Raw genomic sequence first — 16071 nt, 5'->3', positions numbered from 1 at the left:
TTGTTTTAACTTTACGGTTCTGGGTCAAATCTATATCGCCATAAAAAAGAACGCCGGATAAACCGGCGTGAAAACATCATATCGCGTCCTGCCTCTCTCTGGCAGTCGTTTTTCGCGGAAAATCGTCAGGCGGCAACGTCTTTCTTCGCCATCTTCTCGCCACGTAATTCGCGGCGCAGAATTTTCCCGACGTTGGATTTCGGCAAATCCTCACAGAATTCGATCTCTTTCGGCACTTTATAACCTGTAAGATTACGGCGACAGTGAGTAATGAGTTCCTCTTTCGTTAACGAGTTATCACGCCTTACCACAAAGGCTTTTACTGCTTCACCAGATACCTCATTCTCGACCCCAATCACCGCAGACTCGGAGACTTTAGGATGACGACTGATAACGTCTTCAATTTCTGTCGGATAGACGTTAAAACCGGAAACCAGAATCATGTCTTTCTTACGATCGATGACTCGCAGGAATCCTTCATCATCAGCAGTGACAATGTCACCTGTTGCCAGCCAGCCGTCTTTTAACACCTCATCCGTTGCGGCAGGCTGCTGCCAGTACCCTAACATCACCTGCGGCCCACGCACCCACAGCTCACCGGATTCACCCGGCCCTGCGTCGTTACCATTATCGTCAATAATTCTGACATCCGTTGATGCCACCGGTAGCCCGATACTGCCGCTGTAATGTTTGAGATCGTAAGGGTTCACTGCCACCAGCGGGGAACTTTCTGTTAACCCATATCCCTCAAGCAGATGTTTACCCGTTAGCTTCTCCCAGCGTTCCGCTACCGCCCGTTGCACCGATGCTCCACCGCCAACCGATAGACGCAGCGTTGAGAAATCAAGCTCATGGAATTCTTTATTATTTAACAGCGCATTAAACAACGTATTGACGCCCGTAATCGCCGTAAAAGGATACGCCTTCAATTCTTTTACCACCGCAGGAATATCTCGGGGATTGGTGATCAACAGATTTTGTCCGCCCAACTCAAAAAACAGCAGACAGTTCGCCGTTAAAGCAAAAATATGGTACAGCGGCAACGCCGTGACAACCCATTCATTTCCTTCCCTCAACACCGGGCCATAAGCCGCAAGACACTGTGCTACATTCGCCTGCATATTACGGTGTGTGAGCATGGCACCTTTCGCTAAGCCCGTGGTGCCGCCGGTGTATTGCAGAAATGCCAGATCGGTATTGATAATATCGGGGCGAATATACTGCTGACGCCGTCCTTCCTGCAAAACACGACGGAACGATATCGCATCCGGCAGATGGTATTTAGGCACCAGCCGCTTAATGTACTTCACCACGAAGTTGACCAGCGTCCCTTTCGCCGTGGAGAGTTGATCTCCCATACGGGTCAGAATTACGTGCTTCACCGCCGTGTTATGGACGACTTTTTCCAGCGTATGCGCGAAGTTAGACACGATAACAATCGTGCTGGCACCGCTGTCTTTTAGCTGATGTTCCAGCTCACGCGGCGTATACAGTGGGTTAACGTTAACCACCACCAGACCCGCGCGCAGCACGCCAAACAGCGCAACGGGATATTGCAGCAGGTTGGGCATCATCAACGCGACACGATCGCCCTTTCGCAATTTAAGCTGGTTTTGCAAATAGGCCGCAAACGCCCGACTCCGCTCTTCCAACTTGCGAAACGTCATCACCTCACTCATGTTGATGAATGCAGGTCGATCGGCATAACGCCTTACGTTATTTTCAAACATGTCAACCAACGACGAATAGCGATCCGGATCGATTTCCGCCGGTACGTCCGCCGGGTAGCGTGATAACCAAATTTTTTCCAAGACGTCACTCCCGAGATATTTTTTTAGTGGCATCGTCGTCGCCCTCAGAGGCATATTGTTATTAACATTATTTTAACTCAGCCTACCAGTTAGCTAACAAACAATGTTAAGGTTGCGAGAACGATCACTAATTTATTCTTTATTCAAAAAAAATCAGGCGACCTGCGTCGCCTGATCTCTTTACGTCGAACGAAATAATTTTAGATTCTTATTCTGTCACAATATTCTCAATCCGTGCCGGACCAGACCAACCGCCGTCGAACCCCCACCCGGGACCCCAGCCGTAACCGTAACCCGCACGCCATCCCCACGGACCATAGCCGTAACCTCCGGGCGGCACCATCAGGCGCTGCACGACATTCCAGCGTTTGTAGCCTTGTGCGTCGATCACGACATAGCGATAGGGTTTATCACCAATAGCGCCCTGTTCGGTGCCGACAATAGGCCCGACAACCGTCACCAGTTGGTCTTTAAAATCGACAGGTTCCAGAAAGCGATTTACATAGGCAATAAAACGCCCTTCTGACGGCATATCCAACCGCGGTTTCGCACCGCTATCCAGTGGCATACTGGCGATCTCCAGGCGCGTTTTATTCGCTTCATTGCGGATGCTGACCACTCGCCCACCAAAACGTGATTCCTGGCCGACATAAATCTGCGGCGCATTCATCACACGAACGAGATCGTCCTGCGGCGTTGGGGACGTACCTTTGATGGCATCCGGCACCGTGACACAGCCTGAAAGCAACAGCACTGACGCAGCCACCATACAGAGGCGTGCTTTTTTCTGACTCAGATGCAGCCTTTTTTGCATACTTTTTATCTGTACACGCATGGCACAACCCCTCTTCAGATATCTGACCGTTAGACTGCTCAGCATCGAATAAGTTGCTGTTTATTCCCGTTATACATTATGAAATATGTGCGTGATGGCTATTCGCGGCCGGGCAGTTTTTTCCAGGTTACTTCATTGCGCAGGTAGCGCGGTTGCGCATTCTCGACGCTGACCGCTTTTCCTGCCAGCCATAGCTGACAGGCCAGCGGCAACATGTCCTGCGCCTGCGGCAACAGCACCTCACCCTTCGATAACGACAAGGAGGAATGATTAACCAGTTTAGGATAGGTTTCCCACCCGGTTCCTACTGTGGCCCATTCGCCTGACAGCGCGGCAGTTAACGCCTGCACCTGTTCAGGTTTCAATACGGCTTCCTCAGATTCGCCCTGCCAGACACCGTCAACATCATGCTGGTAGCAGCCCCAGTACACTTCCCCCATGCGCGCATCAATGGCAGCAAGCACTTGCGTCGCCTGCGTCAGGCGGAAAGCACCCTGCGCCATGGTCGCCAATGACGATACGCCGAGCAGCGGTAAATCCGCCCCCAACGCCAGCCCTTGCGCAATACCAATTCCAATCCGCACACCAGTAAAACTTCCCGGCCCTTGCCCAAAGGCCAGTGCATCAAGATCCTTGAGCGTCAGGCCGCTGTCAGCCAGCACCTGCTGAACCATCGGCAGGATACGTTGAGTGTGTTCACGGGGACAAACTTCGAACAGAGAATGAATTTCGCCTTCATTCCAGAGTGCGACGGAACAGGCTTCCGTTGCGGTATCAAGCGCTAGAATTCGCGTAGACATGCCAACCTCAGGCAGGATAAATAAATCTTAATAACCCGTATCATAGCATAAGCCCCTGCTGTGCCGCAGCCCTTCCCACCATCGGTCAGGCCATACGGCAATCGTCAACGGGGATTACGTGTTACGCGTCAGGAAAGTAATCGCTTGCTGAATATCGCGGGTACGCGGTGTCGGCGGTAAACTATTAAGGAACACTGCACCGTACGGCCGCATCACCAACCGATTATCGCAAATCACAATCACACCGCGATCCTCAACATCACGGATGAGGCGACCCACGCCTTGTTTCAAGGTAATTACCGCATCGGGAACCTGCACATCGTCGAATGGCTCACCGCCGCGCAGACGGCAATCTTCAATACGTGCCTTCAACAGCGGATCGTCCGGTGAGGTAAACGGCAGTTTATCGATAATGACGCAGGAGAGCGTATCGCCGCGCACATCCACGCCTTCCCAGAAGCTGCTGGTCGCCACCAATAAGGCATTACCCGCCGATACAAACTGCGACAACAGCTGCGCCTTGCCGGTTTCTCCTTGTAACAGCACCGGTAGCGTCAGCGTGGCGCGGAATTCGGCGGCTAAATCTCGCATCATCTGATGTGAGGTACACAGCATAAAGCAGCGCCCCTGATTCGCTTCAATCAACGGTCGCAGCATCGCTGCCAGCCTTTTCGCCGCACCGGGGCGATTGGTTTCCGGCAGGTTACGAGGAACGCAGAGCAGAGCCTGATTAGCGTAATCAAACGGGCTGGGTAACAGGAGCGTCTTCGCGTTATCCAAACCCAGCCTATCGGTGAAGTGAAAGAGTTGATCGTTAACAGACAGCGTCGCGGAGGTAAACACCCAGGCGGCGGGCTTCTCCTTGAGTAGTTCGCGAAAGCGATCGGCGACGGACAATGGCGTCAGCGCCAACACGAAATGACGCGAATTGCATTCATACCAGTAGCTGTATCCCGGTAGCTGAACGTCTTTCAGCCGTTTCAGACGGTTGCGGTAAAGTGTGGCGCGTTCAAAGGCAATATCCAGCAGTGCAGAACGCCCGAGCGAAAGTTTCGCTACGTCGTAACACAACTCCAGTGCATCATCCAACAGTAGCAGCGCACGCTGAAGCGACGGCTGCTCAAGCACATCGCGGAGATTGCCGCGAAACCCCGGATCGCCCAGCGCCAGCCGGAAGTCCTGCGTACTTTGCGTCAGGCGATCGGCGCTTTTTTGTAATTGAGAGGCATCGCGTACTTCGGTGCGGTAGGCAATGATGATGTCTTTTGCCAGATCCAGCAGTTGGCGGCTGGAAAGCTGTTGGCCAAAATATTGGCTGGCGATATCAGGTATCTGATGGGCTTCATCGAAAATAACGACATCGCTTTCTGGAATCAGCTCCGCGAACCCCGTCTCCTTCACCACCATGTCTGCCAAATAAAGATGATGGTTGACCACTACGATATCGGCATCCATCGCTTTGCGCCGCGCCTTCACTACGAAGCATTCTTTATAATGCGGACAGTCGCTGCCCAGACAGTTATCGTTGGTGCTGGTCACTAATGGCCAGATCGCGCTATCTTCCGCTACGCCCGCACAGGTCGTGACATCGCCTTCTGTTGTTTCCGACGACCAGCCGCGCAGCCTGACCAGTTCGCTCAGCGTTTCGCCGGGTAAATCACCGCCCCCTAGCGACTGCTGTTCAAGCCGTTCCAGACAGAGGTAGTTTGAGCGGCCTTTCAACAGCGCTAATTTTCCTTTGTACTTCAGCGCTTGCGCAATCGTTGGCAAATCACGGCTATAGAGCTGATCCTGTAAGGCTTTCGACCCGGTCGAGATGATGACTTTTTTATCTGAACGCAAGGCAGGCGCAAGGTAAGCATAGGTTTTACCCGTTCCGGTTCCAGCTTCCACCACCAATGCCGTTTTGTCGTCAATGGCCCGCATGACAGCCTGCGCCATCTGTCGCTGTGGTTCGCGAGGCTTAAAGCCCGTGATTGCTTTCGCCAGCGCGCCGTCATTAGCAAAATCATCGATTACCCGATCGTTCGTCACGCCTGCTCTCTTTTTCAAAGGAATGCTTTATCTATAAAGTCTATAAGCCCCTAACCGTTTCAGGTCGCGGCAAAATATCGCGCTGATTATGCCAAGAGTCACCCGCCGCTACCACCCTAAATCAGGAACGCGTGCCGACACCCACTGTGTTAGGCTTGGCGATTCGCTTTATTACGTTAGGAGAAACGTCACCCATGGCGATCACACGAATTAATCCTGAAGCACGCTGGTCAGACGCTGTCATCCACAACAACACGCTCTATTACACCAGCGTGCCGGAGAATCTGGATGACGACGCCCAGTCGCAGACGGAAAACGCGCTGAGCGCAATAGATGCGGTTCTAAAACAGGCGGGAACGGATAAGAGCAGGCTGCTGGACGTGACGATTTTTCTCGCCGACGCCGATGATTTTGCCGCGATGAACGCTGCGTGGGATGCCTGGGTCGTGGCTGGCAGCGCGCCCGTACGCTGCACCGTGCAGGCTAAGCTGATGCATCCGAAATTCAAAGTCGAAATAAAAGCAATCGCGGCGGTATAAACTATCGTCTTAGATAATCTGAAGAGGAAGAAAGGTGGTTACTGCTCTTCCTCCTCTTCACCATCATCAAAATGGTGTTCTTCGTCGCTGTCATTAAATGCGTCATCATCTTCGTCAAACATCACCGCGACGTTGCCACCTTTATGGTTTTCGCGAATTTCCGCCGCGACGAGCGCGATAGCCTGTCCACTGCTCATGCCCTCAGACATCAATTCCTGAATGCGCTCTACGGCATCTTGTTGCTGCTTATGTGTCAGCGCGGGCATACCTGCAATCATGATTGTTTCCTGGTTGATAAATTCGTGCGTATCATCGCATGCCCGCTTCGGCATACACCAGCATTTCTGCTTTGTGGTAGGCTGTGGTCAGTAAAATCGATGCCATAGTAGACACAACACAAAAAACATGACTGCCGCCAATACGATTCACATCACTCATACAAGAGATACTACAAGCGATTCGTCCACCGCGACGGGCCCCGCCGTTCTCTATCACACGCTACCTTATTACCCGACTGTGCTGATCGATCGCTTTGCACCCTTTTCCCAACAGCCGTGGGCTATGCTGCTGCATTCTGGGTTTGCCGATCATCCGCACAATCGTTTCGATATCATGGTCGCTGACCCTCGAGTCACGCTGTGCACGCGAGAAGGCAAGACGGAAATCACACGTGACAGCGTAACGAATACCGTAGAAGGCGATCCCTTTACCCTGCTGCAACAGCAGTTGGATGCATTGGCTCTGCCCCTCGAAACTCACCCTGACTTTCCTTTTCAGGGTGGCGCACTTGGCCTGTTTGGCTACGATTTAGGGCGTCAGATTGAAACGCTGCCTACGAAGGCTGAACAGGATATCAACCTGCCAGACATGGCGATTGGTTTATACGACTGGGCGCTGGTTGCCGACCATCACCGGCAAACATTAACGCTGATCGTACATCATTCTCTTCAGGCGCGGCTCGACTGGTTAGCTACCCCGCCCGTAAACGCGCCAAAAACCGATTTCAGCCTCACCAGCGACTGGCAGCCAAATATGTCACGCGACGCATATGGCGAAAAATTCCGCAAAATACAGGACTATCTTCTGGCAGGCGATTGCTATCAGGTCAATCTGGCTCAGCGTTTTTCTGCTGCTTACGTGGGCGATGAATGGCAGGCGTTTTTACGGTTGTCCGCAGGCAATAAAGCCCCCTTTTCAGCCTTCCTGCGTCTACCGGAAAATACGGTAATCAGCGTATCGCCGGAACGCTTTCTCTGGCTGGAAAATAATCACATTCAAACGCGCCCGATTAAGGGTACATTACCGCGCCTCGCAGACCCGGATGCTGATAAACAACAGGCAGTACGGCTCGCTAGCTCTGATAAAGATCGCTCTGAAAACCTGATGATTGTCGACCTCTTGCGCAACGATATCGGCCGCGTCGCGGTTCCAGGCAGCGTTCGCGTGCCTGAGTTGTTCGTCGTCGAACCTTTTCCCGCAGTACATCATTTGGTTAGTACGATCGAAGCACAGCTACCGGAAGATTGCCCGGCCACCACGCTGCTACGTGCCTGTTTCCCCGGTGGATCAATTACTGGCGCCCCCAAAATTCGTGCGATGCAGATTATTGAAGAACTAGAGCCTCAGCGCCGCAATGCTTACTGCGGCAGCATCGGTTACATCAGCCTATGTGGAACCATGGACACCAGTATCACCATCAGGACGTTATTAACCGAACGCGGCAAAATCTACTGTTGGGCAGGTGGTGGCATCGTCGCCGACAGTCAGGAACAGGCTGAATATCAAGAAACATTTGATAAAGTGGGCCGCATTCTTCCCCTGCTGGATGGCTCCCAGACCAACAATTCAGGTATCGAGTAAATGAATGAGATCGCCTTGCCGCCAACGGAGTTTGTGCTGAACGACTTCATTACGCGCTTTCAGCTACAGCTTCCATCTCCGCTACGGCCGGTTCATCAACAACGTCAGGCGGCAGTTCTGGTGCCGATTGTTTGTCACCCTACGCCCACACTATTATTGACCCGACGTTCTGCCGATCTCCGTAATCATGCCGGACAGGTTGCGTTCCCCGGCGGGGCGGCAGACAAAACGGATCGTTCAATTATAGAAACGGCGCTACGTGAAGCGCAGGAAGAAGTGGCTATCCCACCGGAGAATGTACAAGTGTTAGGCGTTCTACCGCCGCTGGACAGCGTTAGCGGCTTTCAGGTCACGCCCGTCGTCGGGCTGATCGCTGCACAGACTCGCTTTCACCCTAATGAAGATGAAGTCGCCGACCTGTTTGAAATACCGCTGGATGAGGCTTTCGCGTTGACCCGCTATTACCCGCTGGATATTGAGCGTAAACAGCAACGGCACCGGGTTTATCTCTCCTGGTATCAGCAGCAGTTTGTTTGGGGACTGACCGCCGCCATCATCCACCAGCTCGCTTTACAGATTTCCGACAGGCCCTAAGTACAAGGCCGCACTCCGCGGCTTTGGCACGGCACTTCTTTTCTCTCACTAATTAACCTCACTCTCAAGGCATTCTTGCCGAACAAAAATCATTCAGATAGATAATTTACAATGGCTTAGGTCGCATTTGAGATAAGTAAAATTATGCATTGGCATAAGTTTATTTCATGCGAAAAAGGAAGCCTTACAACATATTCCACACTACAATAGCGCGATTTGACGAGTTTTATTCTAATCTTTGGGTACATATCCACTACAATTCAGGTCATATCTCGCCAGAACTGGAATCGCCAGATAGTTTGCAGCATACACGCTAAATAATTCGAGTTTCAGGACAACACGTTAGCGTTTTGAGCGACGCAAAGCGTTGGCTCTTTAGGGCGAGGTTCATCTTGAAGTGCGGCGGGTATAACTATCTGATTGTGATGAAAGAGCTGGCAACTGATAGCCAGAGAGTAGCGGGTACGATCCTGAGTCTTTGAGGAGTTTCGCGTGATAAGCGTTTTCGACATGTTTAAGATCGGTATTGGCCCCTCTAGCTCTCATACGGTTGGACCGATGAAAGCCGGTAAGCAATTTGTCGATGAATTGATCAACCAGGATTTACTGACCGTAACTACGCGTATTGCCGTCGATGTGTATGGCTCGCTGTCGTTGACAGGTAAAGGACACCATACAGATATCGCCATCATCATGGGTCTGGCAGGCAACATGCCGGATACCGTTGATATTGATGCGATCCCCGGCTTCATCCGCGATGTTGAGCAACGCGAACGTTTGCTGCTGGCTAACGGGCAGCATGAGGTGGATTTCCCACGCGAAGGCGGCATGGTTTTCCGCAGTGAAAATCTGCCGTTGCACGAAAACGGCATGACCATCACCGCCTTTGCCAGTAATAAAGAGATTTATAGCAAAACCTATTACTCCATCGGCGGTGGCTTCATCGTTGATGCAGAGAATTTTGGCAAAGATGCCGCTACCGACGTCTCTGTTCCTTATACGTTCAATTCTGCTAAAGAAATGCTGGATCACTGTAAACAGAGTGGCCTGTCGCTTTCTGGGATGGTGATGCGCAACGAGCTGGCGTTGCACAGCCGTCAGGAGATTGACGCGTACTTTGCCGACATTTGGCAGACGATGCGTGCCTGTATCGATCGCGGCATGAATACCGAGGGTGTTTTACCCGGCCCGTTGCGCGTCCCTCGTCGCGCCTCAGCGCTGCGTCGTATGCTGGTGTCTTCCGATAAGCTATCCAACGATCCGATGAACGTGGTGGACTGGGTTAATATGTTCGCGCTGGCGGTGAATGAAGAAAATGCCGCAGGGGGCCGCGTGGTGACGGCACCAACGAATGGCGCATGTGGTATCGTCCCAGCCGTCCTCGCCTATTACGACCACTTCATCGAGCCGGTTAGCCCGACCATTTATATCCGTTATTTCCTTGCAGCTGGCGCTGTCGGCATTCTGTACAAAATGAACGCTTCCATCTCCGGCGCTGAAGTAGGCTGTCAGGGGGAAGTCGGCGTAGCCTGCTCTATGGCAGCCGCAGGGCTGGCAGAACTGATGGGCGCTAGCCCGGAACAGGTTTGCGTCGCCGCCGAGATCGGTATGGAACATAATCTGGGCTTAACCTGTGACCCGGTTGCGGGTCAGGTACAGGTTCCGTGCATCGAACGCAACGCGATTGCTTCTGTTAAAGCGATTAACGCTGCTCGTATGGCGACCCGCCGCACCAGTGAAGCCCGCGTATCGCTGGATAAGGTCATTGAAACCATGTACGAGACGGGTAAAGACATGAACGCCAAATACCGTGAGACCTCCCGAGGCGGATTGGCGATCAAAGTCCAGTGTGATTAAAAGTACAGAGGGATTAATCCGTTTTCTTCCCACTTCTGTTTCATCATAAAAAAGCCCTGCCAAATCGGCGGGGCTTTTTGCAATCTGATCATGAAGCGCACATTACGCGTCTTCATCCTCTTCCCGATCGATGATGCGTTCTACTCGCACCAGTTCAATGCGGTACTCGGAAACCTCAATGATCTGGAAGCTCAGGTGGTGCAATTCGATGGTATCGCCGACTTTCGGGAACTCATCGCTATGTGCGAGCAGCATCCCCGCCAGTGAAGCATACTCTTCCTTCGGATCAACCAGAACACTGCTGTCCACTACCTGTTGTAAAGCGTGGAGATCCGTTCCGCCTTTCACCAACCAACCTTCGCCGTCCGGAATGATATCCAACGTTTCGTCTTCATCCGGGAATTCACCCGCAATCGCTTCCAGCACGTCCAACGGCGTTACCAACCCTTGGACCACACCAAATTCGTTGGCGATGATCACCAGGCTACCTTTCGCACGACGCAGAACGGGTAGCAGGTTTATCACATCCAGCGTTTCCGGCACCACAATTGGCGGGTTAGCGGCAGCAAAGCTTTCCACATCGGTCTGTGTTTCCAGCGCCACCAGTAGATCTTTAGCACGGACGACACCGATAATTTCATCCAGAGAGCCGCGACATATTGGGAACAGGCTGTGAGGCGTATCCAGCAGTTGCATCCGGATCTGTTCGACAGAACTGGCACTATCCACCCAGGAGATTTCAGTACGCGGTGTCATCACGCTACGGAGTGAACGCGAGGCCAATGTCAGCACACCGCTGATCATATTGCGCTCTTCCTCGGCGAATTCCTCTGTCGTGAGTTTCTGCTGCGGTTCATCCACATCCATATCGTCCGTATTTTTCCTTGAGCCCATCAGGCGCAGAATGGCCTCTGCGGTACGTTCACGCAAAGGACGGTGCGACTGATGCTTCATAAAGTTATGACGGGCAATTTGGTTAAACAGTTCGATCAGGATGGAGAAACCAATCGCGGCATACAGGTAGCCTTTCGGAATATGGAAGCCGAAACCTTCCGCCATCAGGCTCAAACCTATCATCAGCAAGAAGCTGAGACACAGAACAACCACCGTTGGGTGCGCGTTGACGAAGTTGGTCAGCGGTTTAGAGGCAATCAGCATGACGCCCATCGCAATGATCACCGCCGTCATCATAACCCCCAGATGATCGACCATCCCCACCGCGGTAATGACGGCATCCAGCGAGAATACGGCATCCAGTACGACAATCTGCGCAACTACCGCCCAGAAGCTGGCATGAGCGCGATTACCGTTACCGTCTTGCGTTTTATTCTCTAGCCGCTCATGCAATTCCATCGTGGCTTTGAACAAGAGGAACATACCACCGAACAACAGAATCAGGTCACGACCTGAGAAGCTGAAATCGCCAACGCTAAACAGTGGACGCGTCAATGTGACCATCCAGGAAATCAAAGACAACAGACCCAGACGCATGAACAACGCCAGGCTTAAACCGATAATGCGGGCTTTATCTCGCTGCTTGGGGGGTAATTTATCCGCCAAAATGGCGATAAACACCAAATTGTCGATACCCAGAACAATTTCAAGTACCACCAGCGTCAATAGGCCTGCCCAGATTGAAGGATCTAGCAAAAATTCCATGTCAGACTCCAGAAAATGAACGAGCAGATGACATCAATGCATGAGCAGCATTGAATGGTAATAAAAAGAGTTGATGTGAATCAGAGAGATTCTTAATGTGGCCTGAGTGACCAGCAGAGTACAGAAAACCGCCAGCATTAGCGGGGAAACAAAGAACGTTTTGTCGGTGACAGTCCATGGGAAGGGCTGATGCCCGGTGCTCCTAAGCAATTTAAGGGATCTTTACTCTAACAGGTTGTTACCATTTTTCACAAAGAATTTCTTAGACCCGCTTCGCATTGATAACACGTTCAAATTTTCCTATTCCGCGTCATTTAAGCCCCCTGCTTAACTGGTCAGCATTAGAGCATCATCACACTATTTATTTTTTCGATAAGTAAAATAAATCTGTCAGTCACGACTTCTCGCCTGACAACCTGGAGGAACACAGTGAATGTCATGAATCCACGGTAAAATTTTTTCTTGCAGCCATACTAATACCGCGACGGTTAACGTTCGAAGCTAAACGCTAACCCGGTTTCCTGACACATTGACTCTTTTTGATCGTGAACGTGAGGAGGTAGCAAGTGAGTATTGCCATAATGTTATGCACTCACGGTGCCACTGCGGGACCGCTGTTAAAGACAGCAGAAATGATCCTTGGCGAGCAAAGTAATGTCGCCTGGATCGATTTCGTTCCTGGAGAAAACGCCGAAACATTGATAGAAAAATATCAGGAAAAGCTCACGCAGTTAGATACATCGCAAGGCGTGCTGTTTCTCGTTGATACCTGGGGCGGTAGCCCGTTTAATGCCGCCAGCCGCCTCGTCACCGACAAAGAAAACCATGATGTTATCGCTGGCGTGAATATTCCCATGTTGGCAGAAACCTTTATGGCCCGGGATGATAATCCGTCCTTCTCCGATCTGGTTTCTATCGCGTTGGAAGCCGGCAGAGATGGCGTAAAAGCGCTGAAGCATCAGGAAAAGCCTAAAGCAGCGCCTCCTTCTCCGCCATCCTTGCAAACCAACGCCATCCCTATACCGGCAGGACCCGGCGAACACATGAAGATTGGGCTGGCTCGTATCGACGACCGCCTGATTCATGGTCAGGTCGCCACCCGCTGGACGAAAGAAACCAATGTTTCGCGCATTATTGTTATCAGCGATGAAGTTGCTGCCGATCACGTGCGTAAAACGTTGCTGACTCAAGTTGCACCGCCGGGCGTTACCGCGCACGTGGTCGATGTGGCAAAGGCTGTTCGTGTTTATGACAACCCCAAATATGCCGCCGATCGCGTGATGTTACTGTTCACTAATCCGACGGATGTATTAACACTAATCGAAAATGGCGTAAATATCACTTCGGTCAATATTGGTGGGATGGCATTCAAACAGGGGAAAACGCAGGTCAATAATGCCGTCTCTATCGATGAGAAGGATATTGCAGCGTTCCGTGAATTAGATAAACGCGGTATTGAATTGGAGGTTCGGAAAGTATCAACCGATTCCCGAATTAAAATGATGGACTTAATTAACAAAATTCCGCGTTGATACCTATCGTACTACGAAGGTTATTAACGCTAATGTCATCATCAATAATGGCTTTATAGACCTGACGATTTTCAAGATATGCACTTATGTCGATATTTAAAAGCGTTATGTCGACTTAGAAAATCAACGGGGATGGCGATTTATTTTTACTCAGACACATTTTATAGGAGAAGTACGATGGAGATTACCACACTTCAAATTGTGCTGATATTTCTCGTCGCGTGTGTTTCGGGGATGGGTTCGATTCTTGATGAATTCCAGTTCCACCGTCCACTCGTCGCCTGTACGCTGATTGGTGCAGTGTTAGGTGATTTAAAAACGGGGATCATTATTGGCGGTACGCTGGAAATGATCGCGTTAGGCTGGATGAACATCGGTGCGGCCGTAGCACCAGATGCGGCGCTGGCATCCATTATCTCAACCATTCTGGTTATTGCCGGTGGTCAGGGGATCGGCGCAGGGATTGCTCTGGCAATTCCGCTCGCTGCCGCTGGGCAAGTGTTAACCATCATTGTTCGTACCATCACGGTTGCGTTCCAGCATGCAGCAGACAGCGCAGCAGAGCGAGGTAACCTGACGGCCATCAGTTGGATTCACGTCTCCGCCCTGCTGCTTCAGGCGATGCGTATCGCGATTCCTGCGGTTATTGTCGCAGTCTCTGTCGGCACTGACGCCGTTCACGCCCTGCTGAACTCCATCCCAGACGTTGTCACCAACGGCTTGAATATCGCCGGTGGGATGATTGTCGTCGTCGGTTACGCGATGGTCATCAACATGATGCGTGCGGGCTACCTGATGCCGTTCTTCTATCTTGGCTTCGTTACCGCTGCGTTCACTGAGTTCAATCTGGTGGCTCTGGGCGTAATCGGTATTGTGATGGCGGTGCTGTATATCCAACTCAGCCCGAAATATAACAAGGTTCAAGGCCAGTCGGTTGCATCCGGCAATAACGGTCTTGATAACGAACTGGATTAACAGGAGTGAGAAAAATGGTCGAAAATAAGAATGTCAAAAAACTCACTGACAGCGACATCCGCGCGGTGTTTATCCGTTCCAACCTATTTCAAGGTTCCTGGAACTTTGAACGTATGCAGGCACTCGGTTTCTGTTTCTCCATGGTGCCAGTGATTCGCCGTCTTTATCCTGAAAATTCGGAAGAGCGTAAACAAGCGATAAAGCGCCATCTGGAGTTCTTCAATACGCAGCCTTTTGTTGCCGCTCCGATACTCGGCGTAACTATGGCAATGGAAGAACAACGTGCTAACGGCGCGCCTATTGATGACGCAGCGATAAACGGTCTGAAGGTCGGGCTGATGGGGCCATTGGCTGGCGTCGGCGACCCGATATTCTGGGGCACCGCCCGTCCGGTATTCGCCGCACTAGGCGCAGGGATTGCCATGAGCGGCAGTCTGTTGGGGCCGGTTCTCTTCTTTGTCCTGTTTAACCTGGTTCGGCTACTGGTACGTTACTATGGCGTCGCCTACGGTTACCGCAAAGGGATCGATATCGTCAGTGATATGGGCGGCGGTTTCCTGCAAAAAATGACCGAAGCGGCGTCAATCCTCGGCTTGTTTGTCATGGGGGCATTGGTCAATAAATGGACCCACGTCAATATACCGATGGTGGTGTCGACAGTGACGAACCAAAACGGGGAAACCACGGTAACCACCGTTCAATCCATTCTTGATCAGCTCATGCCGGGGCTCGTGCCTTTATTGCTGACGTTCGGTTGTATGTGGCTGTTACGGCGCAAGGTAAACGCGCTGTGGCTGATTATGGGCTTCTTCGCCATTGGTATCTTCGGATACTGGATCGGATTACTCGGCGTGTAATCCCCAATAGCCGGGTGCAAATGTGCCCGGCTGTTTTTTATTAACGGATACTTAATAGGCAAGGTAATACGGATGACGATGACGGATATCGCGCTGGTGTTGTTGATTGCTTTAGCATTGGCTTATGCCATCTATGACGAGTTCATCATGGATAAGCTCAAAGGGAAAACACAACTCCTCATTCCTCTAAAGCGAATGAACCGGCTGGATACGCTGATTTTCATCGGCTTAGTGGGTATTCTTATTTATCAAAATGTGATGAGTAATGGCGCCATTATCACAACCTATCTTTTGATTTCCCTGACCTTCATGGCATGCTATCTGGCTTATATTCGTCGGCCAAAACTACTTTTTAAACCAACCGGTTTCTTTTATGCGAATATATTCATTCCTTATACTAGAATTAAAAATATGAATTTATCTGAGGATGGAGTATTAGTTATCGATCTTGAGAAACGTCGTTTATTGATACAAGTTACTCAGCTCGATGATTTAGAGAAAATATATAAATTTATGATTAACAATCAATGAATTAAGTTTTATTTTTAAATCAATTAAAATAACTCGATATATACACCTCATTTTTTGATGGTATTTTAACCCCAACAACCTTGTCGTTATTTTATACAATGCCTCGCCACTCCCTTTCAAATGAAAATAATTATCAATTGCATTATTAACACCTAAAACTTTTGGTGTTGTTTACGCCATAAATAAT

General features: G+C 50.9%; 14 protein-coding genes. 8 read left to right on the top strand and 6 right to left on the bottom strand.

The window, feature by feature from the left end:
* Window positions 1-125: 125 nt before the first annotated feature.
* The 4 genes from fadD to yoaA form a co-directional block, all read right to left on the bottom strand.
* A complete protein-coding gene (gene fadD / locus KP22_RS04445; protein WP_156103710.1) occupies window positions 126-1811 on the bottom strand; it encodes a long-chain-fatty-acid--CoA ligase FadD in 1686 nt (561 codons plus the stop codon).
* 208 nt (window positions 1812-2019) lie between these two features.
* A complete protein-coding gene (locus tag KP22_RS04440) occupies window positions 2020-2646 on the bottom strand; it encodes a Slp family lipoprotein (protein ID WP_039322676.1) in 627 nt (208 codons plus the stop codon).
* A gap of 98 nt (window positions 2647-2744) precedes the next feature.
* The gene (tsaB, locus tag KP22_RS04435; RefSeq protein ID WP_039322673.1) at window positions 2745-3446 is read right to left on the bottom strand and encodes a tRNA (adenosine(37)-N6)-threonylcarbamoyltransferase complex dimerization subunit type 1 TsaB; all 702 of its coding nucleotides are present in this window, start codon (window positions 3444-3446) and stop codon (window positions 2745-2747) included.
* A gap of 114 nt (window positions 3447-3560) precedes the next feature.
* Entirely contained in the window at window positions 3561-5480 is a 1920-nt protein-coding gene (gene yoaA / locus KP22_RS04430) for a DNA repair helicase YoaA (RefSeq protein WP_039300177.1), read from the bottom strand.
* Window positions 5481-5674: 194 nt separating this feature from the next.
* On the opposite strand from yoaA, the gene KP22_RS04425 reads away from it, so the two are divergent.
* Complete coding sequence (locus KP22_RS04425; protein WP_039300181.1) at window positions 5675-6019, top strand: RidA family protein; 345 nt, start codon at window positions 5675-5677, stop codon at window positions 6017-6019.
* A 38-nt stretch (window positions 6020-6057) separates the two neighbouring features.
* On the opposite strand, the gene KP22_RS04420 is transcribed toward KP22_RS04425, so the two are convergent.
* Entirely contained in the window at window positions 6058-6297 is a 240-nt protein-coding gene (locus tag KP22_RS04420) for a YoaH family protein (RefSeq protein ID WP_039323464.1), read from the bottom strand.
* A 127-nt stretch (window positions 6298-6424) separates the two neighbouring features.
* Here KP22_RS04420 and pabB point away from each other — a divergent pair, with 127 nt between their 5' ends.
* From pabB to sdaA, 3 genes are all read left to right on the top strand, one after another.
* Window positions 6425-7879, top strand: coding sequence for an aminodeoxychorismate synthase component 1 (gene pabB, locus KP22_RS04415; protein ID WP_039300188.1), 1455 nt, complete (start codon window positions 6425-6427; stop codon window positions 7877-7879).
* Window positions 7880-8473, top strand: coding sequence for a CoA pyrophosphatase (locus KP22_RS04410; RefSeq protein ID WP_039322670.1), 594 nt, complete (start codon window positions 7880-7882; stop codon window positions 8471-8473).
* A gap of 492 nt (window positions 8474-8965) precedes the next feature.
* Window positions 8966-10330, top strand: coding sequence for an L-serine ammonia-lyase (gene sdaA, locus KP22_RS04405; protein ID WP_039322666.1), 1365 nt, complete (start codon window positions 8966-8968; stop codon window positions 10328-10330).
* 102 nt (window positions 10331-10432) lie between these two features.
* On the opposite strand, the gene KP22_RS04400 is transcribed toward sdaA, so the two are convergent.
* The gene (locus KP22_RS04400; RefSeq protein WP_039300196.1) at window positions 10433-11989 is read right to left on the bottom strand and encodes a TerC family protein; all 1557 of its coding nucleotides are present in this window, start codon (window positions 11987-11989) and stop codon (window positions 10433-10435) included.
* A 566-nt stretch (window positions 11990-12555) separates the two neighbouring features.
* Between KP22_RS04400 and manX the strand changes: the two genes are divergently transcribed.
* The 4 genes from manX (at window position 12556) to KP22_RS04380 (ending at window position 15884) form a co-directional block, all read left to right on the top strand.
* Entirely contained in the window at window positions 12556-13521 is a 966-nt protein-coding gene (manX, locus tag KP22_RS04395; RefSeq protein WP_039300199.1) for a PTS mannose transporter subunit IIAB, read from the top strand.
* Window positions 13522-13698: 177 nt separating this feature from the next.
* The gene (locus KP22_RS04390) at window positions 13699-14496 is read left to right on the top strand and encodes a PTS mannose/fructose/sorbose transporter subunit IIC (RefSeq protein WP_039300201.1); all 798 of its coding nucleotides are present in this window, start codon (window positions 13699-13701) and stop codon (window positions 14494-14496) included.
* A 14-nt stretch (window positions 14497-14510) separates the two neighbouring features.
* Window positions 14511-15353: a PTS mannose transporter subunit IID gene (locus KP22_RS04385; protein ID WP_039322663.1), complete on the top strand. Its 843-nt coding sequence runs from the start codon at window positions 14511-14513 to the stop codon at window positions 15351-15353.
* 72 nt (window positions 15354-15425) lie between these two features.
* Window positions 15426-15884, top strand: coding sequence for a DUF986 family protein (locus KP22_RS04380; protein ID WP_039322659.1), 459 nt, complete (start codon window positions 15426-15428; stop codon window positions 15882-15884).
* Window positions 15885-16071 lie beyond the last annotated feature (187 nt).

Origin of the sequence: Pectobacterium betavasculorum (genome assembly GCF_000749845.1) — a bacterium.
GTDB classification, from domain to species: Bacteria; Pseudomonadota; Gammaproteobacteria; order Enterobacterales; family Enterobacteriaceae; genus Pectobacterium; species Pectobacterium betavasculorum.
The sequence above is the reverse complement of the archived record's forward strand: the minus strand, read 5'-3'. Positions and strand labels throughout refer to the sequence as shown.

Excerpts from the sequence above, each read along its gene's own strand:
- KP22_RS04440 (WP_039322676.1), bottom strand. The coding sequence starts at position 2,646 with ATGCGTGTACAGATAAAAAGTATGCAAAAAAGGCTGCATCTGAGTCAG.
- tsaB (WP_039322673.1), bottom strand. The coding sequence starts at position 3,446 with ATGTCTACGCGAATTCTAGCGCTTGATACCGCAACGGAAGCCTGTTCC.
- KP22_RS04425 (WP_039300181.1), top strand. The coding sequence starts at position 5,675 with ATGGCGATCACACGAATTAATCCTGAAGCACGCTGGTCAGACGCTGTC.
- KP22_RS04420 (WP_039323464.1), bottom strand. The coding sequence starts at position 6,297 with ATGATTGCAGGTATGCCCGCGCTGACACATAAGCAGCAACAAGATGCC.
- pabB (WP_039300188.1), top strand. The coding sequence starts at position 6,425 with ATGACTGCCGCCAATACGATTCACATCACTCATACAAGAGATACTACA.
- KP22_RS04410 (WP_039322670.1), top strand. The coding sequence starts at position 7,880 with ATGAATGAGATCGCCTTGCCGCCAACGGAGTTTGTGCTGAACGACTTC.
- KP22_RS04400 (WP_039300196.1), bottom strand. The coding sequence starts at position 11,989 with ATGGAATTTTTGCTAGATCCTTCAATCTGGGCAGGCCTATTGACGCTG.
- KP22_RS04390 (WP_039300201.1), top strand. The coding sequence starts at position 13,699 with ATGGAGATTACCACACTTCAAATTGTGCTGATATTTCTCGTCGCGTGT.
- KP22_RS04385 (WP_039322663.1), top strand. The coding sequence starts at position 14,511 with ATGGTCGAAAATAAGAATGTCAAAAAACTCACTGACAGCGACATCCGC.
- KP22_RS04380 (WP_039322659.1), top strand. The coding sequence starts at position 15,426 with ATGACGATGACGGATATCGCGCTGGTGTTGTTGATTGCTTTAGCATTG.